The 18,692-nt window shown below is 34.6% G+C and carries 17 protein-coding genes and 2 tRNA genes; 17 read left to right on the top strand and 2 right to left on the bottom strand.

Annotated features, from left to right (window positions below; translation table 11 throughout):
• The first annotated feature begins 111 nt into the window (after window positions 1-111).
• The 6 genes from ACTSEZ_RS01365 to ACTSEZ_RS01390 all read left to right on the top strand — a co-directional run bounded on the left by ACTSEZ_RS01365 (window position 112) and on the right by ACTSEZ_RS01390 (window position 5,554).
• Complete coding sequence (locus ACTSEZ_RS01365) at window positions 112-1,092, top strand: TAXI family TRAP transporter solute-binding subunit (protein ID WP_369732377.1); 981 nt, start codon at window positions 112-114, stop codon at window positions 1,090-1,092.
• 62 nt (window positions 1,093-1,154) lie between these two features.
• A complete protein-coding gene (locus tag ACTSEZ_RS01370) occupies window positions 1,155-1,664 on the top strand; it encodes a DUF1850 domain-containing protein (protein WP_369732378.1) in 510 nt (169 codons plus the stop codon).
• On the top strand, window positions 1,654-3,621 hold the full coding sequence (locus ACTSEZ_RS01375; protein WP_369732379.1) for a TRAP transporter permease: 1,968 nt from the start codon (window positions 1,654-1,656) through the stop codon (window positions 3,619-3,621). Before ACTSEZ_RS01370 ends, ACTSEZ_RS01375 begins: the two co-directional genes overlap by 11 nt.
• A gap of 320 nt (window positions 3,622-3,941) precedes the next feature.
• Window positions 3,942-4,367, top strand: a complete 426-nt coding sequence (fosB, locus tag ACTSEZ_RS01380) for a metallothiol transferase FosB (RefSeq protein WP_369732380.1) — start codon at window positions 3,942-3,944, stop codon at window positions 4,365-4,367.
• A gap of 62 nt (window positions 4,368-4,429) precedes the next feature.
• Window positions 4,430-4,501 (top strand) — tRNA-Val (locus ACTSEZ_RS01385).
• Window positions 4,502-4,633: 132 nt separating this feature from the next.
• A complete protein-coding gene (locus tag ACTSEZ_RS01390; protein ID WP_369732381.1) occupies window positions 4,634-5,554 on the top strand; it encodes a tyrosine-type recombinase/integrase in 921 nt (306 codons plus the stop codon).
• 235 nt (window positions 5,555-5,789) lie between these two features.
• On the opposite strand, the gene ACTSEZ_RS01395 is transcribed toward ACTSEZ_RS01390, so the two are convergent.
• Window positions 5,790-5,862: transfer RNA gene (locus tag ACTSEZ_RS01395), tRNA-Ala, on the bottom strand.
• Window positions 5,863-6,281: 419 nt separating this feature from the next.
• Here ACTSEZ_RS01395 and ACTSEZ_RS01400 point away from each other — a divergent pair.
• The 10 genes from ACTSEZ_RS01400 (at window position 6,282) to ACTSEZ_RS01445 (ending at window position 17,231) form a co-directional block, all read left to right on the top strand.
• A complete protein-coding gene (locus ACTSEZ_RS01400) occupies window positions 6,282-6,890 on the top strand; it encodes a hypothetical protein (RefSeq protein ID WP_369733056.1) in 609 nt (202 codons plus the stop codon).
• Window positions 6,891-6,893: 3 nt separating this feature from the next.
• Complete coding sequence (locus ACTSEZ_RS01405) at window positions 6,894-7,184, top strand: HNH endonuclease (RefSeq protein ID WP_369732382.1); 291 nt, start codon at window positions 6,894-6,896, stop codon at window positions 7,182-7,184.
• 637 nt (window positions 7,185-7,821) lie between these two features.
• On the top strand, window positions 7,822-8,061 hold the full coding sequence (locus tag ACTSEZ_RS01410) for an HNH endonuclease (RefSeq protein ID WP_369733057.1): 240 nt from the start codon (window positions 7,822-7,824) through the stop codon (window positions 8,059-8,061).
• A 554-nt stretch (window positions 8,062-8,615) separates the two neighbouring features.
• Complete coding sequence (locus ACTSEZ_RS01415; protein WP_369732383.1) at window positions 8,616-9,218, top strand: GIY-YIG nuclease family protein; 603 nt, start codon at window positions 8,616-8,618, stop codon at window positions 9,216-9,218.
• A 367-nt stretch (window positions 9,219-9,585) separates the two neighbouring features.
• A complete protein-coding gene (locus tag ACTSEZ_RS01420) occupies window positions 9,586-10,404 on the top strand; it encodes a helix-turn-helix domain-containing protein (protein ID WP_369732384.1) in 819 nt (272 codons plus the stop codon).
• A 437-nt stretch (window positions 10,405-10,841) separates the two neighbouring features.
• Window positions 10,842-11,639, top strand: coding sequence for a sce7726 family protein (locus ACTSEZ_RS01425; RefSeq protein ID WP_369732385.1), 798 nt, complete (start codon window positions 10,842-10,844; stop codon window positions 11,637-11,639).
• A 17-nt stretch (window positions 11,640-11,656) separates the two neighbouring features.
• Entirely contained in the window at window positions 11,657-12,592 is a 936-nt protein-coding gene (locus tag ACTSEZ_RS01430; RefSeq protein ID WP_369732387.1) for a sce7725 family protein, read from the top strand.
• An 11-nt stretch (window positions 12,593-12,603) separates the two neighbouring features.
• Complete coding sequence (locus ACTSEZ_RS01435; RefSeq protein WP_369732388.1) at window positions 12,604-13,692, top strand: RES domain-containing protein; 1,089 nt, start codon at window positions 12,604-12,606, stop codon at window positions 13,690-13,692.
• A 529-nt stretch (window positions 13,693-14,221) separates the two neighbouring features.
• On the top strand, window positions 14,222-15,991 hold the full coding sequence (locus tag ACTSEZ_RS01440; protein ID WP_369732389.1) for a hypothetical protein: 1,770 nt from the start codon (window positions 14,222-14,224) through the stop codon (window positions 15,989-15,991).
• 634 nt (window positions 15,992-16,625) lie between these two features.
• Window positions 16,626-17,231 carry a recombinase family protein gene (locus ACTSEZ_RS01445; RefSeq protein ID WP_369732390.1) on the top strand — a complete coding sequence of 202 codons (606 nt, stop codon included), beginning with the start codon at window positions 16,626-16,628 and terminating at the stop codon, window positions 17,229-17,231.
• 215 nt (window positions 17,232-17,446) lie between these two features.
• On the opposite strand, the gene ACTSEZ_RS01450 is transcribed toward ACTSEZ_RS01445, so the two are convergent.
• On the bottom strand, window positions 17,447-18,226 hold the full coding sequence (locus ACTSEZ_RS01450; RefSeq protein ID WP_369732391.1) for a hypothetical protein: 780 nt from the start codon (window positions 18,224-18,226) through the stop codon (window positions 17,447-17,449).
• A 251-nt stretch (window positions 18,227-18,477) separates the two neighbouring features.
• On the opposite strand from ACTSEZ_RS01450, the gene ACTSEZ_RS01455 reads away from it, so the two are divergent.
• Window positions 18,478-18,687 (top strand): hypothetical protein, encoded by a 210-nt coding sequence (locus tag ACTSEZ_RS01455; RefSeq protein ID WP_369732392.1) that lies wholly within the window; start codon window positions 18,478-18,480, stop codon window positions 18,685-18,687.
• The last annotated feature ends 5 nt before the right edge of the window (window positions 18,688-18,692 follow it).

Consider the following 18,692-nt stretch of genomic DNA (forward strand, 5'->3'; position numbering starts at 1 on the left):
AGGGTGTGTTTTTTAAATTTTAAGAATTAATTGACAATTATCTTTCCTGCTATGTTAATATAAAAATGGTAATATTACAAATTTATGACAAATAGAGGGGGAGAGAAAGGCATGAAAAAATATTTGCTCGTTGTTATGATGCTTGCTATTGCCATGATTGCAGCCGCCTGCGGAGGCAGTGAGGGAACAAGCGGTTCAGGGGGTTCAGGAGATTCAAAACCTAAAACACTCCGCATTCTGACCGGGGGAACAGGCGGTACATATTATCCTCTCGGCGGATCTTTCGGTGATATTATCTCTGACAGCACAGACTATAAAGCTACGGTTCAATCTTCAGGGGCTTCTGTTGAGAACATGCAGACATTAAAAAGCGGAGACGCTGAAATTGCTTTCTCTCAAACGGACATTGCCACTTATGCTCTAACAGGAGAAAGCATGTTCAAAGACAACAAAATTGACAACGTTCTTGGGATTGGAACACTCTACAATGAGACAGTTCAGCTGATTACGACAGATAAAAGCGGTATTAAATCTGTTGAAGATTTAAAAGGGAAAAAAGTTTCAGTAGGAGCAATCGGATCTGGAGCTTATCTTAACGCCGTTCAGATTCTTGAAGTTTACGGATTAACTGTAGAGGATATTCAGGCGCAGAACCTCTCATTTGATGAGTCTACTGAAGGCATTCAAGGCGGAAGCATTGATGCAGCATTCGTAACGGCCGGAACTCCGACTGCTGCAGTTGAAACACTTTCAGCCCAAAACAAGGTAATTGTTGTTCCGCTAGAGGATGACAAAATAAAAGCGCTGATTGAAAAATATCCTTTCTATTCAGAGGATGTTGTACCAAGCGGCACGTACAAAATCGGTGAAGACGTGAACACAGTAGCTGTCAAGGCAATGCTTGTCGTACAGGATGAGCTTGACGAGGAGCTCGTTTACGAGATCACAAAATCCATTTTTGAAAACACAGATAAAATTGCCCATGCTAAAGGCAAATTAATCAAAGCAGAAACAGCTCTTGACGGTATTGGCGATCTGAAACTGCATCCTGGCGCAGAGAAATACTTTAAAGAAAAAGGCGTAATAAAATAATGGTTTGAGAGATAGGCCGCAGAGGAACTGCGGTCTATCGCTTGATTTTGGAGGAAACTGGGATGAAGAAAAAGCGATTATACGTTCTCATGTTTTTCATCTTCGTTATTCTCATCTTTTTTATCCCGTTTAAGAAAACCGCAGCTTTTCATTTTGAAGACACAAACAGGCTGTTGGCGTACATTTCTGTTCAAGAAAGCGATACTTTTCAAATAAAGTATACCCATTCCATTCATCTGACAGATGTGATTGAAACATATGAGCTTTCGAACAAACAGATCAAACAAATCGAGCTTTCATATGAGACATTTGCAGTAGGTATGCCCTCCGGACCTGAGGGGGAAGAGATTTTTGATAGAAAGGATGGCCGTTATATCATTTCAAATATGAATCGGACATTTCCTTTTTTTGACCTCAGCACAGGACAGGTGGTTGCCAATCACAGAGTGGTTTACAAAGGAAAGGAATATGAATTGAAAAAATACATAAAACCCGGTACATGGGTCAGAGTCAGTTATGGAACCATGAATCTTTTTCAGCTTTTGAGAGGAGTGAAAATCAATGAAGGATGAAGAAGTGAAATTTTTATCACTTGAAGAGCAGCAGGAAATTCTCGAAAAATACGATCCAGAAGCTGCAACGAGAAAGCTCACGGGAATTATGGGATGGATTGCTTTCCTGGGTTTGCTGTCATTTTCCCTTTTCCAATTATACACAGCTATTTTTTCCGTTTTTACTGCTCAAATTCAGCGTTCCGTCCATTTAGGATTTGCACTGGCGCTTATTTTTCTATTATTCCCTTTAAATAAGAAAAAGAAAGAATCAGGCAAATGGCAAGTTGGCTGGTATGATATTGTGCTTGCTCTTCTCAGTATAGTCGTCGGTGCCTATTGGCCGCTCTTTATGGAAGACATCGCTATGCGTGTTGGAATCTTAACGGCAACTGACTTTGCAATAGGGATTATTGCGATTTTGCTCGTTCTCGAAGCCACAAGAAGAGCAGTCGGGCTTCCTATTACAATTATTGCTGTTCTTTTTATGGCTTATGGGGTTTTTGGACAATATATGCCGGGATTTCTTCAGCATGGAGGGTTAAGTCTTGAACGATTGGTTCAGACGATGTTTTTCACTACAGAAGGGATTTTAGGAACGCCGCTTGGGGTATCGGCAACATTTATTTTCTTGTTTCTGTTATTCGGCTCGTTCTTGATTCAAACTGGTGTAGGTCAATATTTTAATGATCTGTCAGCTGTAATCGCCGGGAAAAGAGTCGGCGGACCGGCTAAAGTTGCCATTTTTTCAAGCGCCCTTCAAGGAACAATCAGCGGAAGCTCAGTTGCAAACGTAGTAACATCAGGCGCATTTACCATTCCAATGATGAAAAAACTGGGATATAAAAAGGAATTTGCAGGAGCTGTTGAAGCCGCATCTTCAACTGGCGGACAATTAATGCCGCCAATCATGGGAGCTGCTGCTTTCTTGATGGTCGAATTTATTGGAAATGGCATCACGTACTGGGACATTGCAAAGGCTGCAGCCATTCCAGCAATCCTTTATTTTACTGGAATCTGGATCATGACCCATTTTGAAGCGAAGCGACTTGGTCTGAGAGGACTTTCAGAAGAAGAAATGCCTAATCGTAAAGAAGTGGCGAAGAAAATCTACCTCTTGCTTCCGATTCTGGCGATTATCGTCTTGTTGATGACAGGCATTCCAGTCATGCATGCAGCACTTTATTCCATTTTAATTGCTATAGTAGCAGGGTTCATTAACAAAGAAACAAGAATGGGCCCTAAAGCTATCATTTTAGCATTAGTAGATGGGGCAAGAACGGCTTTGTCTGTAGCGGCGGCAACCGCTGCTGCGGGTATTATCGTAGGGATTGTAACAAAAACAGGACTAGGTTTAACATTGGCAAATGGCTTAATTGATCTGGCACAAGGCTACATTATTCCAACCCTTATTTTCACAATGATTGCATCCTTGATTTTGGGAATGGGATCGCCAACAACGGCAAACTATGTCATCACATCAACAATAGCAGCACCTGTTATCATTTTTATGGGCTATCCTGATTTGGCTGCCCATCTCTTTGTTTTCTATTTTGGAATCATTGCGGATATTACACCGCCGGTAGCGCTTGCAGCATTTGCTGCTGCTGGTGTATCAGGAGGAGAACCTATTCGTACAGGAATACAATCATCCAAGCTTGCCATTGCCGCATTTATCATCCCATATATCTTTGTTCTTTCACCAGAAATGCTTCTAATTGATACGACAATTCCAGAAGTCATTTGGGTTGTGTTTACAGCAGTGACGGGAATGATCGCAATTGGTGCCGGAATTATTGGCTATTGGATGAGACCTATGAACTGGATCGAACGAGTACTGGCTATCATTGCAGGTTTGCTATTAATCTACCCAGAGGGAATTTCAGATGTAGTCGGTCTAATCATGTTTGCAGGATTGTTTGCTGTGCAGCTTATTTATAAGAAAGACAGCGATCAGACTGTCGCTCGGGAGGCGTAAAGAAATAACCTAACAGGGGCGGTTTTATTGCTCTAATTATAAGAAAACAATGGCGCAGGTAAACGATGTCTATTACAAAAAATTTAAAGGGCGGCGATTGCTGCCCTTTTTTAATTTGAAGCTAAGTATTGTAAACGTGATGTAAGAACACTCTGCAGAAGTGAAAGTGGAAGATAAGTGCTGTAAACGTGATGTAAGAGCACATCTAGAGTGGCTAGATGTTATGTAAGTGTTCGATTCGGAACTCTGGTGAGAAAACAGTATCTATACTATAATTATGGTAAAATATTCTTCAAATGAATCCCCGGGAGGTATAGCAGATGAAGGTCAAAGGCATCAACCACCTGCTTTTTTCCGTTTCAGACCTTGACAGATCGATTGAATTCTATCAAGCCATCCTTGAAGCAAAGCTGATAGTAAAGGGCAGAACCACAGCGTATTTCGACCTGAATGGAATCTGGATGGCACTTAATCTCGAAAAAGACATACCGAGAACTGAAATAAAAGAATCCTATACACACATCGCCTTTACAATAGAAGAGTCCGAATTCGACAGCCTTCATCAAAAACTATTGCAGCAACACGTTACAGTCTTACCTGGTAGATCACGAGATGAAAGAGACAAGAAATCCATTTACTTCACAGATCCGGACGGACACAAGTTTGAGTTTCATACAGGAACTCTTCAGGACAGGATTCAGTATTATAAAGAAGAGAAAAAACATATGCTGTTTTTTGATAATTAGAGTATTGACTTTGAACAAGCCTCCCCATATAATAGAACTTGTCAGCAGCACTTACATATTGCGACTTGTTAGCTCAGTGGGAGAGCACTTCCTTGACAGGGAAGGGGTCGGGGGTTCAAGTCCCTCACAGGTCATAAACCTAGTCGTATCAAGGGTTCAATAAGGATTTTACAAACTAAGTAAGAAAGTGGTCGTTGCTAGACCCCTTTCTTACAACTAAGACCACTAACCTTCTTGTGAAAAAATGAGAAGGAAGTGGTCTTTTTATGTTGTTGAAATTTGCAATACAAGATTTTAAGGATGACAGAGAGTTTCAGAACTTATCTATACAAACAATCAAAACGTATCAAATCATTTTGGGGGAGTTTCAAAACTACTGTGCTGAAAAGGAAGTTCTCAACGTAGAAGATGTGACAACCAATACAGTAAAATCATATTTCCTTTACTGCATGAAAACTAAAGGGAACAATCCTGTAACCATTAACACAAAAATTAAGAATCTTAGAGCGTTTTTCAACTATATGGTTATTAGTGATATTGTCAATGAGAAACGAAATCCAATGTTGAAGATTGAAAAGATAAAGACAGATACTAAAATTGAGGTATTTACCGACAATCATATCAAACAGATGTTGGGATATTACAGAAGGTTAAAAGGTAGGGAACACTCATTTTACGCCTATCGTGATCATACCATCATTCTCATATTACTAGGTAGTGGAATCCGTTTAGGGGAATTGTGTAATCTTACATGGAAAGACGTTGACTTGATTACAGGTACAATAATTGTATTTGGTAAAAACCGTTCACAAGCAAGTATTCCAATAACAAATAAGTTGGTGAAGGAACTAGCAGAGTACAAAGTATTTTGTCAGCAACACTTTTCAGAACTATCAGATCATGTTTTTGTAAACAGAGAGAACAAGCCTTTATCAGCAGATGCATTGAAGAATGTGTTTAAGCGATTGAAAGTGATAATGAACTTTAAAGATGTAAGATTATCAGCACACACTTTTAGACATACATTTGCACACAGGTTCTTAATGAATGGTGGTGACGTATTTACACTTCAAAAAATGTTGCGTCACCGCAACCTAAAAATGACAGAGAAGTATCTTGCAATTTGGGGAACAGCTTTAAGAGAGCAAAACGAAAAATTTAATCCGCTTAGTAATATTGAATTTTGAGTATTCAATAAGAATATCAGATTTAAAAGAATTAAGTGATACTATGATATATGGCGCAGAAGAAACACAATAACAATTAAATGTTACGTATTATGGGCAGTCATTGTGACTGCTCTTTTTGGTTAAGGGAAAAAGTAGAATGTTAATTCAGGTAATTCAACTGAATAAAAACTCGACACACAAAAAATGAAAAACGTTAGATAAAAAATCCTCTTGTAGAAAGGGTTTTCGGAAATAGAACATAACAGGAACGATCCGATAACCGCTACGCTGCGAGCGTAGCGCTCTCCCAGCTGAGCTAATGCCCCGTATAAATCAACTTTAGACTTTAGATAACCACTACTCTAATTCCATAGTAATTTGAAAGGGGATAATGGCCAAGTACAAGGTGTTTAGGTCTTCTGGTAATTCTCTACTTAGAAATTCTCTACTTAGAAATTCTCATTTGTTGTAATTATATTGCAATACTTTTGTTTAATCGTTTAAGTAAGACCAATTACGAAAAAACATTGAAAATAAAGGGTTTATATTATTTTGAATTATTAGAATTTTTGTTGACAAGCATACTAGAATAATTATATTATGTTACTTATAAAGTCTTAGTTCCACATATATATTTGTGAGTTGATCAAATATATTCTAATTGACTTTACAATTTATTAATTCTATTCATTTAATTTTGTGTGAAATGAGAGAGTGTGAAAGGGGAGTGATTATTTTGGCTTTAATGTACGCTAAAGTAAAAATTAAAGGTAGTAAACCATTATTAATTCACATGTTTACAACTGAAACCTTATCTTTAGAAAGGAGAGAACGGACTGGCGTAGCAGGAAATGATCCTGAGGAATGGAAGCGTACTTACACAGTTAATGAAGAGGGTCAACTGTATGTTCATCCATCGTATGTTTTTGGCTCTATGAGAGAGGCTTCAAAGTATACCAAAAGTGGTCGGGGTTCTATTCAGCCTAAGCTTTCCGCAACTCTTCAATTGTTATCAAGCCGTATTTATTTCAACCGTTTCATGCCAGAAGAAATTACAAGAAATGAGAACGAACCGGTATATTTAGACGTTCGTTCAGTAAGGAATCCTTCCACTAAAGGTCGTAATGTCCGTTATCGTGTTGCATTATCAACTGGATGGGAATCAGAATTTGAGATTATCTGGGACAACACATTAGTAGCTACCCATCAAATTGAAGCTGTTTTATATGATGCGGGTATGCTGGTAGGTTTAGCCGATGCTCGTTCTATAGGTTATGGGCGTTTTGAAGTAAAGTCTATTGAAACCAATACCTATGAGGTATATAAAAAGCAAAAAACAGAGAGTCGGATTTAGTAAATGCCTAAAAAACGTCAACCCAAAGAGGTATGGACAGTCACAAGAAAAAGAATATGGCTAAGGGATAAGAAATGTTGTGTTCGGTGTAAGGTAAATGTTGAAATAAATACATGTCATATTGATCACATCAAAAGTGGAAAGCTTGGTTCTAATGAAGATAGTAACTTGCGCACGTTATGTCGAAAATGTCATGTATTAAGAGCAGATTTAAAACATAGAGGGATGGTTGCTAAAGCTTTAGCAGATGGAATCATCCCTTCAAACTGGAGACATTTTGTTTGGGAAGATTAAACGAAACGTAAAGAGAGTATTCTTTATGTCTAGCAGGTTTGGTCCGACCTGCTACTGATGAGTTTAAGGACTACGAGGTTAGGTGCGCTAAGGTGTGGTACGGAACGGTAAGGTGAGGTTGGGAACGGCAGGGTAGGGCATGGGAAAATAGTAAATTTGGAGTAAGGTTATTAAAACTGGATGATTACCTTTTTAAATCAAATTTAAGCAGGTAATCATCCAGATGCGATTTATATAAGTTCAAAGTAATGCAGCAATTAGGCTAATTAATGTAAAATCTTCTAATAGGTAGGTTATTACCATGATTGGTAGCTCTTGCTACATATACAAAAATTGTAAAAAGTGTGGACGGACCAAATGGTATAAAGAGTTTGAATTGAAAAGCAGAGGGAAAAGAAGGGCTTATTGTAAACCATGTTGGAAAGATAGAGAAAGAAATCCCTTTACATTTTACACATATAACACTAGTGCATTGAAAAAAACAGATATAAAAATTTGCTATCAATTACCATCGAAAAAAAGGATGTATTATAAAGTTACATACGAACAAGCAATCTTAATGATAGAAGATGGTGTGGCAGGAATAAAAAACGAATCTCTTATCTGTTCAGTGTACGATTGGAAAACATTTCGCAATATGATTTTATCTAGAGACAAGAATGTTTGTGCTTATTGTGGGAATTACGGCGAAACAATAGACCACATTGTTCCGAGATCGCAAGGTGGACTTTCTTTGTTTAGTAACTGTGTTTGTTGTTGTAAAAGGTGCAATTCAGAAAAGGGAAATCGTTTTTTGTCGGAATTTTTCAATGATATTAGCAGGTTTGATGAGGAAACAGAAAATGAACTGTTAACACGTATTCTTGGTAGAACGTAGAACTTAATTTTAATAGTTTCTCCACCTGTGAACACACAAAAAGGGGAGAGGAAAATTTCCGATTCGAAACGAATTTTCAATGGCTTTTATTCATCAAATTTCAATTTAAGGATAAGTTTTTATTACTTAACCTCGAAGAGAATACATCCATTTCACTATTAAAACAATAAATTCCTAAAAAAATATTGCCTTATAAATTGCGAACTGTTATAATGATTTTCTGATATAAACTAAAACTACTAAATTATACAAGGAGTGAATCTACATGCAACCGCCTCATTAGGAGGCACACATATCCCGATCTTCCTATGACAGACTCATGGGAATAGGCTGATTTATGCCTATACTTTACAGGGATAAGTGTGTTTTCTTATGGTGGGGGGGGCATGTAGACTCTCTCCTTTTTTGTGTTGTTTTAGGATCGGCTATAGAAAGAAATATAAACAATACAAACAAAAACATAAAAGAAAGCGGGTGAGGAAGTTGCTGAAAATCGTAGTGTCGGGCAATGATACATTGTCGAGAGTGAGGGCTTACACTAGCTTCAAGGGCAAATGTCAAATTTTAAAGTTAAGTTTACTAAATTTAAGAGATTTAAAACAAAACTAAGTAATAAGAGTGGTTTATATTACTTTTATCTGTCATACAATCCAGAGGAATTGCTATACGTAGGTGAAGCAATAGATCTATACAGGCGATTGGGGCAGTATGAAAAAGATAAAGGAGAAGGACACAATAATCAAAGGGTAGTTGAATTAATTAAGAATGAATTGAATAGTTTAATGGTAGCATTTCAACCGATTAATGTCCTTGGCAAGAATAAAAAGGAACTCAAGAAGTATTTAAAGGTAAAGGAAGCCAATGTTATTCAGGAATTAGTACCGCTGTTTAATGTTGAAGAGAATCCAAGATACCTAATCCATCCGATTCAAAAAGTAATTGGAGAAGTTGTATCAAAAGCGAGTAGAGAAATAACATTCTCCTATATGAGAGAGTATCTATTCCTTAAATGGTGGGGAATAGTCCCCTATGAGCGGATTGATAAAGCTCTGGCAAATAAACAATTTCATCTATCAAGATATTGTAAAACAAGTCAAAAGAATAAAATACTCAATCCCAAGGCAGCCAGAAATAAATCTAGGAAGATGTTTTACTGAAGTTAACATTGATGAAAATTTCGTTTAATTTATTATCAGGCTCTTAGGTTGAGGACCAAGGAATTGGTTTTAGTAGAAAATATAGTTAAGGGTGCAAAATTCGTACTACCCTAATGAAAAAATTGCATTAGGGGTAGTGCAATAAATGTAAAAGGGTAGTGCAAAATTTGCCCAATATAAGAGAAACCATTAGAAGATTAAATAAGAGAAATAAATAAACAGGGTCGCTAACGCTCGTAGTCGCTTCGCTCCCTTTCTATTCTATTTCTTTCTTTGGTGTCTCTCTATTGCAAACAGGGGTGAAAGACTTAAGTAAGGCATTCATTATGACTAACTAATAAATAATATTGAAAGTTGGTCAAAAAGTATGAAAGAAAGCAAAGTAGCATTTGTCAAGTTTAATACCAGTCTTATGCGAGATTATGAGTTAAAGGTTGGAGAAACGCTTGTATACGGTGCATTAGTTTCGTTTAGAAATATGAGTATCCAAAATAATAAAAAAGATGAACAAGGTCAAGTATACGCTTATCCTCCTATTTCAAGTATCGCAAATATGTCAGGGCAATCAGAAAGAAGTGTTAAGAGTCATATTCAGGTTTTAGAACAAAAAGGATTAATGAAGGTTAAAAGGTCTTACAAAGCAGGTGGTAAAGAGAAAAACGTAAACCGTTACTATCTTAACAATGAGGTGTTGCAGGTCTATTTTACAGATAATCCGACTGAGACGGTTAAGACTGTTAAACCAAAAACAAAAGGTGTTAAAGGAACACCCAAAGAGTCAAAGCAAATGATGTTCATTGCTGATGCTAATATTGAGAAATGGTTTACTCATTATCAAGGTGAAATTAATAGTAACTCTGCAAAAAGACTAAACCAAGCATATGAAGAGTATGGAGTGGGAACGGTTGTAAAAGCAATTCATAATGCAATGAATGGTGTAAATATCAATACTTTAACTAGAGGAACGACAGGCTTTATTTTAAGCAGATTAACTGATAAAGACTTGGGGACTGCAAAACGTCAGTTGCAGAATGAGAAAGAGAGAAATGAGCGATTCGCAAACGAACCGACCACACCAACTTTTGACTATAAAGCAGAATTAAGGAAACAGCGTGATCGTGAAGAAAAGAAAGAGGCCAGAACAAATGCTGATCCCTTTTTAGAAAAATTAGGATTGGCACTATAAGCAGTATGTTTAGGGATGACTCAGAATAAAGTTATCCCTTTTTATTTTCGATACGAACATTGGATATAGGCTAGAAATTCGTGATGTTGTTACACTTATTAATAAAACCCTTCTTTTATTTTGAGGGAACAACATTATCAATTTTGATGAATTGGTAGTTTCCAAAATACACTATCAGTATTTGTTAACAGTAAATGGTAGGTACAGTCACACATTCCACAAAGTTTTTTAGAGAAAGGGGTTTAAAGGGTACTACTCTTTTATATTGATGTGGTATAATTTTCCTATAAAATAAACATCAAGAAAATCCAGATTTAGTACTATATGTGATTTATAAGTAAATATCATGAAGTAAACATGTTTACATATTAATTTTTGCACTAATTGCAGAAAGTGTTAAACTAAGTGATTAGAGTAGTTTAGAAAGTGTGATTAGTATGAATAATGTGTACTTGAATAGATTTTTTAGCAAAAAATATGTAATGGGTAATTTGTTTACTGAGGTATTTAATGCAGAAGTATTTAATGAAGAACTCGTAAACAATTATAATGTTTTGACCAAGGGGTATAGGAATGAGTTTTTTTTCAAAAATACTTTGTTCAATAAGTTGGTGTTGGGAAAGTACAGTTTAAATACGACTTCCGCTTTTAGTGAAGTAGTGGTTGGAAAGTCAAAGGCGGATTTTGTTCTAATAAATCGCAATAAAGGGATGGTTTATGAGATTAAGACCGACCTTGATAACCTTGAAAGACTAGTGTATCAATTAGAAGATTACTCTGCTGCTTTTAGTGAAGTATACGTTGTAACTTCTGAAAAGAATTACTACCCAGTTTATAAAGCTGTGAAAGAATCAAATCCAACAGTAGGTATTATTGTTTTGACAGATAAAGTATGCTTAAGTGTTAGGAAAAAAGCTATTGAGAATGATAGCAGTCTGAATCACGAAGTTTTATTTAAGTTATTGAGAAAAAAAGAATATGAAGAAATTCTATTTTTAAAGTTTGGATGTTTACCTGAGGTAAGGCCTGTACAATATTTTAAAACATCTCTTCAATGGTTCAAAACTCTAAATATCAAGGAAGCACAAAGGTTAGTATTTAATCAGTTAAGAAAAAGAATAGTTATAGAAGAAGATGAATTATTAAAAGGTTTACCAATGCCGATAAGATGGCTGATTTACACGGGAAACTTCAACCATAAAGAACTGCGTGAGATATATGACAAACTGAATTAACACTAGGGGGAGAAGAGATGTATTTTCCGATTATAAGAGGAAGACAATATGATTTATTAGCTCTAAGGGAATTACAGACTAAAGGTCTTTTAAGTGAGAGAATTGTTCCAATAATTGAGCCTATCAAATTAAGCTCTACTTTATTGTCTACTGTAAAAGTATTTGAAGAGAATGATCGGCAATTAATAATATTATCAAATCCGAAAGTCGGTTCATTCACAGGTGAACTAGCTTTGCCTAGTGTTTATCAACAATTTAGAGAATTGATGTTTAATGATTCTGTTATTATTGGACACAACTTAAATAAGGATTCTGTGAGTCAGGTAAAACATCTGCAGCAAGAGTTTAATGTTAAATTAGAGGATGTAGCAATTATCCATTCTGAGAGAAACCTTGTTCGTTTTTACAAAGAAATTTTTAACAATGTAACAGCTTGGCTTAATGTGATTCCATCTGATAATTCGTTTAGAAGACAATTAAGTGGTCATGAATTAGTAGGATTAGATGACAAGTTTAACAAGCTTCCTAGGAATGTAGACTACTTAGAGCAGGAGAATGAGTTTTTTTCAGAGGAACATCTTTTTTTCCGAGATGAAGGATACATTGGTTTTTCGGATTTTTCTGTAGTTGGAGAAGAATATAACGAAAGTGGTTTTGCACCTTATGCTGTTGCAATTCATATTGTGTATCCAAATTCGGAAAATGCTTTAGAAATAATGCACTTTGTTTCAAATTCTAATAGTGATATAAGTGACCCTGCAGGGAAGTTTTCAGAGGCTTTGGAAAAGTTGATACAATGGTATCAATTATTGATATCAGATGAAAGAATGAATACTTTAGCTATGCAGTGCTTAGTACAGCACCATAAGGATGGAACATACCCGGGTCTACCAACTTTAAAGAAATTATCTATTATGCACCATCTAGAATTAATGGGTAGATTGTTAGACTAGGAGGTATATATATGAATTGTTGCGTGAAATGCTTTAAGTCTTCAGAAATTAAGAGTATTATAAAAAGTCTTAATAATCTGAGTAATTGTGATTTTTGTAGTAGTAACAATGTTCATGTATATAACCTATATTCCGATATAGGCTTAGATGAATTGTTTAACGATATTTTAAGCATATTTAAACTAGGTACAGATTTGATTGTTGACGGTTATTCCCAATACAAATTAATTAGTATCAAAGATGAGTTCGAAAAAAAATGGAACATTTTTAATAACCTTGATGGAAGTAAAATCCATCTTTTTTTAAATTTACTTCTTGAACGTAATCACTCAGATAAAATCCATTTTTTGAATAATCAAGTAGGTATTATAGAATGGATGAACGAAAGTTATCTTGAGGAAAAGTCAGTGTTAAAAGGATACTCATGGGGAGAATTTGTGAAGTATATTAAACATGAAAATAGATTTCATTCAAACCATGTCAATTATGTGGTGTTAAAGGATTATCTCAAAAGGCTTACAACAACTGTTGAAGAAGATACTTTTTATAGAGCTAGAATATCTAATAATAAAGAGTTAGATAAAACCGAGATGGGAGCGCCTCCTTCAGCATTTGCAACATCGGGGAGGGCAAACTCAGAGGGGATCAGTCACTTATATTTAGCGAGTGATACAGGAACTGTTATTAGTGAAATTCGTCCAAGCTTAAGTGATACAGTTTATATAGGGAAGTTTCCAATAAGAGAAGAGCTAAAAGTAGTTGATTTTAGATTGCTTAAAGGCTTAGATGTTTTTAGATTTACTGATCCTACAATGTATGCGATAAACTTAGAGATTTTCAATGAAATGAATAAAGCGATATCTAAGCCTGTTCGTAGTGGAGACAGTAAATTGGATTATCTGCCCACGCAATTTATTGTTGATTACATAAAGAGCCTTAATAAAACAGAATCAGCTGGTTATCAAGGTATTGTATTTGAGAGTACACTAAGCACGAGTGGATATAATTTAATGTTATTTGACCCGAACCTGTTAAGCTGTACAAGGGTAGAAAAAAGAGTAATCCAAACTCTAAATTATACTCATGTTTCTTGTGTTTAGCTAATCTTGGAATAGACATGTTTAATCTCACAATTAGTCACTAAAATGATATAAAAAATCAAGCTTAAATTTTTTCACTCAGTCTTCATTCAGTGGTAAAAGAATTTTAGGCACAATTCAATATGTGAGATTGGAGGGCTAAGTATCAAACTTAGTCCCTTTTTTATTGTGCAAGGGTGCAGGTGACAAAACATAATGCCATAAATAAAGGGGAAAATAACATTAAATATGACTACTGTACAAGTTTTACTGTACAAATTGAAGAATTAAAAAAGTTATAACTCTATGCTGAATTCAGTAAGCACATAATACAAAACGATAATAAAACTGTGATTTTATGAAGAGTAAACACTGTCTTTTATCGTCTGCTACAATAAGATATATTAATTGTAAAAGAATGTACTTAAACTCTAACGGTGGCAATAATTTGAAAAGTAACAATCAGTCTGTGCCTATTTGCATGACGTTTTCTGACAAATAATATGACTGGAGATTTGTTATATTAAAATGAAAATAATGGGAGATTAAAATGACATATTGTGCAGCATGGAAAAAACATGGAAAAGTTTTTCTAGTAGCCGATTCTGTGACTTCAACTTTAAACAAACTAGATTCAAATAATTCTATATCATCTTTTGGAGAAGTAGAAGGTCTATATTCAAATTATTGGACACAAGAAACTTCCCAAAAAATAGTGAAAATTAATGATTTTTTAGCAGTCGCTTATAGTTGTGAAGATGAAACAGTGGTTCTAGAAGCAATATCTTATTTAAAATATGTTGATCAAATGCCATTGCCAGCAATATTACAAATGATTTGTAATTCATATAATAAGGGATTTGATCTTATAGTAATCTCTAAGATCGATAATGTAAATAAAATATATCATCTGCATAATGCTTCATATAAAGAAATTGATGAATTTGTTGATATTGGTTCAGGAAAATCAATTCCGAATTTGTCTAAATCTTTTAAAGAGATTATAGCCAATTATGGAGAACCTCATCAATCCAATTATGGAATATATTTATCTGATATTTTAAGTACAATTCAGTGTATATCTATAAAAAATGATTTTATTAAATGTGGGGTAGGAGGAATGTTTTTTGGAATATATTTAGATCATGACTTAGAGTGGTCAAGAGATATGTTATATCATATAACTCATGGAGGTAAGAATAAAAATTTGGTATCAGTTATATGCAGAAACAATACGATATATTACGCTTCAAGTTTTAACGAAGAATTCAGGTATTTCTTTGACAGTTTTATAAAAGAGAAGGTGAAAGAAAATCCTTATTTATTGGAAGCAATAGTTAAGACTATTAACACTGTTGTTCCACATTATTTAATATATTTCGATAAGCAATATAACTCTAGGGTTATGGTAATAATTAAGGGGTATAGTTCTACTGACGGGATTAAGTTTTGGATTAAGAGGCGTTCGAATGAAGTAAATTATGCAATATTAACTTCACCGTTAATCACCCGCTATCTAGAGGACGGTTCTGCTTCAAATGATTTTGTTCCCTCACGATATATAGTTGATTCACCAAAGACCCCTTTTGTGAGAAGAGAAGAATTTATTAATCAATTAAATCTGGAGGAGGTAGTTCGGGATTTAGATCAAATTTATGATTTAGATTTTCAATACATAAATATTATAGGAGAAGCTGCTATAGATGAGGTTATACCACAACATATATCAAACTATAGGAATATTGTTGTTATAGATGGAAAGTATCTAGATACATTAATTAATGAAAAGACCCCTTATTATAAGCAGATTAATGAGAATATATCTCTAACTCTAGAACCCATAGTAAGTAAGTTTTCGAATGAAATTGCATCTGATATTTTTGAGGATTATGCGATATTTATATTAGTTACTGATAAGGTAAGCGAATATCTAAATACTGTGCTTTTTGATGAATGGAAGAATTGTTATAGTAATTTATTTATAATTAAAGACCCAAACCCTCACTATTTATCTGTGAATGTATTTTCAATTGTAAAAAGTTATTATTTAAATGAATCCTTTTTTCATATAGATAAGTTAATTTTATATTGTGATGATGAGGATGTGGATGGGATTTTACAATTAGTTCCACAATCTAATTTTGAAATGGAAAATGTTGATATAATCTTAATTAGAGAAATTAATGGATTGACTAAAATGGATGGGAGATTTAGATATACAGTTGCAGATTACATGATTGGGGCTATGTTTGGACTTGCTTATGACGAAATAGCATATGCAGAAGGTTTAATTGGAGAAGATTTATCTTATTTGGATTGAGATTTGGTCGAACAGTCTGATTTTGTATGTGTCCCAGCGATCCATTAAGCCGTTACAATGCTGAATTTGTGAAGTTTTGCACTTAAATTAAAGGGTGCAAGAGTTGAACAACAAATCTTAAAAGACTTGGATACTCTCCAAGTCCTTTTTCGTGATATTTAGAACCCCATAAGCGAGCGGAACAGAGTAAGTCCCAGAAAGTAAACACACATATACACCGCTCAGAATTGCTCATGGTGACGTTCTTCTTCCTCTTCTATCCTCTTTTTAGTATTCAGTTTTGCCTAGGGTTGAATCAAAGGACATTTTGTGTTTCGTTATAATATTCTGATGGATACAGAAACCACACATATTCACAAATTGGTACTCGGTAAATGTTCGACACGATTCAAATAAAAGATATGATTTTGAGTGGTAAAGTGATTAATCAATCAAAGATATACTAATACATTTCGATAAGTATATATGTATCAAAAAGTACACTTTTTGCTACACGATTAATGAAACAGAGGAATATGATTTTAGATAGTATCATATGGTATCAAAATGATTTTTGGGACGTATCATAATTATTGTTGACCTTTTGGTACGCATCCGATAACATAAGTGCATCAAACAATAAGGTGGATCACTCATGGAAAACAAAGAATTCGGATATGTACGTGTAAGCAGTAAAGACCAAAATGAATCCAGACAACTTGCTAGCATGTATGCTCTTAGTATTGATGAGCGTGATATACATATTGACAAGCAAAGCGGCAAAGACTTCAATAGACCTCAATACCAAGCTTTAAAAATGCGTTTACGTAAAGGAGATACATTGTACATACATTCCTTGGATAGGCTTGGGCGAAATAAAGATATGATTCTACACGAATGGAAGGATATAACGCAAAATATAAAGGCGCATCTTGTTGTAATTGATATGCCATTATTGGATACACGGAAATACAATGATTCAATCGGTTCTTTTGTTGCTGACTTGGTATTACAAGTATTATCATGGGTTGCTGAGGAAGAGAGAAATAAGATTAAGACTCGTCAAGCTGAAGGTATAGCTTTGGCAAAGGCACAGGGGAAACACTTAGGAAGACCAAAAGCATCTATTACATCTGAATTTGAGCAGGCTTATAAGCAGTGGAAAGCGGGAAATATTACTGCGGTTGAAGCGATGAAGAAATCAAATATGACTAAGGCTACATTTTATCGTAAGGTCAAGGAATATCATGAAGTTGATTGAGTCTCACAAAGGGTCTTTTTTTGGAGAATGGTATGGGGGGGTATTTTCCACACCTTTAAAGGGATCATGGGCGGGAGATGGGGGAGGTTACCTCACCTCCACGTCTGCAAAATTAAAATTGCCTAGACCTAGAAAAGCAACTATCTTTAAACGGTTAAAGAAGAGTGTAAAGCATTCATATATTTTAAGCTCAACACTAGTGAGAGTCTATGATACTAGTCTTTTGGTTTGGACGGATCATTATATTTTTTATTATACTTTCGCAACTCTTCAGTGCCTTCATAAAATTTAATAAATTGTTTTTCTAAGTATCCATTTTTAAATGTTTTATAATTAGCGTCTTCGTAAATTTTTGCTACTATTCTAAAATCGTTGATACTTTTTTCCAAATCAAATATCCTTAAAATTGTTTCTTCTTCTAATACCTCCTTGAGTTTTAGTACCTTATTTAAAGTAGTACTTATATTAGAGCCAACATACTCTATTGCTTCGCTCCATTTATCAAACCCCAGTTCTCTTATTGTTAATGGTTTAGACTTCTCATCAAAGTCTTTATCTGGTGGAAGAGTATACAATTTTTGACCATTACTATTTTTACTTTTTATGTTTGCCTCAGTTTCTTCATTTTTTAACTTGACGGGTAAATTCTGTAATTGATTTGGAACTGAATTTTTGAAGTCATATGGCCAAGAGTCATAAGCAGAAACTTTTGAATGATAGCTCATCATATAGGTTAGGCTGTTACAGATTTCCCATAAATCATTTAATTCTCTATTGATAACTGGTTCATACTTCTTCTTAGCTTTTAAGTAAGGATAATGGTTATGAACTAGGTAAAATACAAAGGCAGCAATATAAGATAATGACAAAGCCTGAAATAACATTCCTAAATTATATTGCCAATCTCCATTTGCAGGAATTTGTAAAAGGAATTGATGAACTACAACATATAAAACAGCTATTCCGAGTGCAATCCATATTAAAAGTATTCGCATTTCAATCACCTCAACATTTAGTTAATAATAATATTCGCACCATCTTGATGGAAAAACAATCCCATAAAAGCACCTCTAACAGGTTTTTAGATATTAGAAAGTAAAGACTGCTTAATGAAATATCGATTTTATTAAATCTACTAGGTAGAAGGCGCTTACTATAATGTAAGTGTTTTTTTACTTTTATGGTAATATTATCCTGTGTGTGAGAATCTAGGTATAGTAGTTACAAGGAACAGAGGAGGAACTTTATGGATAATAATTTAAAAATCGATAATATTATATACCAAGTAAAACGATTAATACTAGATAATCTATATAGGGAAGTTACACTATCAACAAAACATAATATTTCAGGAATTTATATGATTTACATAGACAATTTCACTTCTGAAAAGATTGTTCCGATTTATGTAGGACAAGCAAAAGATATACAAAGAAGATATAAACAACATTTTTGAGAAAT

The sequence above is a fragment of the Metabacillus mesotrionivorans genome (genome assembly GCF_052171315.1).
Lineage (GTDB): Bacteria > Bacillota > Bacilli > Bacillales > Bacillaceae > Bacillus_P.

Coding starts and splice junctions, on each gene's coding strand:
- ACTSEZ_RS01400 (WP_369733056.1), top strand. CDS start 6,282: ATGTACGCTAAAGTAAAAATTAAAGGTAGTAAACCATTATTAATTCAC.
- ACTSEZ_RS01415 (WP_369732383.1), top strand. CDS start 8,616: ATGTCAAATTTTAAAGTTAAGTTTACTAAATTTAAGAGATTTAAAACA.
- fosB (WP_369732380.1), top strand. CDS start 3,942: ATGAAGGTCAAAGGCATCAACCACCTGCTTTTTTCCGTTTCAGACCTT.
- ACTSEZ_RS01390 (WP_369732381.1), top strand. CDS start 4,634: ATGTTGTTGAAATTTGCAATACAAGATTTTAAGGATGACAGAGAGTTT.
- ACTSEZ_RS01370 (WP_369732378.1), top strand. CDS start 1,155: ATGAAGAAAAAGCGATTATACGTTCTCATGTTTTTCATCTTCGTTATT.
- ACTSEZ_RS01435 (WP_369732388.1), top strand. CDS start 12,604: ATGAATTGTTGCGTGAAATGCTTTAAGTCTTCAGAAATTAAGAGTATT.
- ACTSEZ_RS01420 (WP_369732384.1), top strand. CDS start 9,586: ATGAAAGAAAGCAAAGTAGCATTTGTCAAGTTTAATACCAGTCTTATG.
- ACTSEZ_RS01410 (WP_369733057.1), top strand. CDS start 7,822: ATGATTTTATCTAGAGACAAGAATGTTTGTGCTTATTGTGGGAATTAC.
- ACTSEZ_RS01455 (WP_369732392.1), top strand. CDS start 18,478: ATGGATAATAATTTAAAAATCGATAATATTATATACCAAGTAAAACGA.
- ACTSEZ_RS01430 (WP_369732387.1), top strand. CDS start 11,657: ATGTATTTTCCGATTATAAGAGGAAGACAATATGATTTATTAGCTCTA.
- ACTSEZ_RS01405 (WP_369732382.1), top strand. CDS start 6,894: ATGCCTAAAAAACGTCAACCCAAAGAGGTATGGACAGTCACAAGAAAA.
- ACTSEZ_RS01450 (WP_369732391.1), bottom strand. CDS start 18,226: ATGCGAATACTTTTAATATGGATTGCACTCGGAATAGCTGTTTTATAT.
- ACTSEZ_RS01425 (WP_369732385.1), top strand. CDS start 10,842: ATGAATAATGTGTACTTGAATAGATTTTTTAGCAAAAAATATGTAATG.
- ACTSEZ_RS01445 (WP_369732390.1), top strand. CDS start 16,626: ATGGAAAACAAAGAATTCGGATATGTACGTGTAAGCAGTAAAGACCAA.
- ACTSEZ_RS01375 (WP_369732379.1), top strand. CDS start 1,654: ATGAAGGATGAAGAAGTGAAATTTTTATCACTTGAAGAGCAGCAGGAA.
- ACTSEZ_RS01440 (WP_369732389.1), top strand. CDS start 14,222: ATGACATATTGTGCAGCATGGAAAAAACATGGAAAAGTTTTTCTAGTA.
- ACTSEZ_RS01365 (WP_369732377.1), top strand. CDS start 112: ATGAAAAAATATTTGCTCGTTGTTATGATGCTTGCTATTGCCATGATT.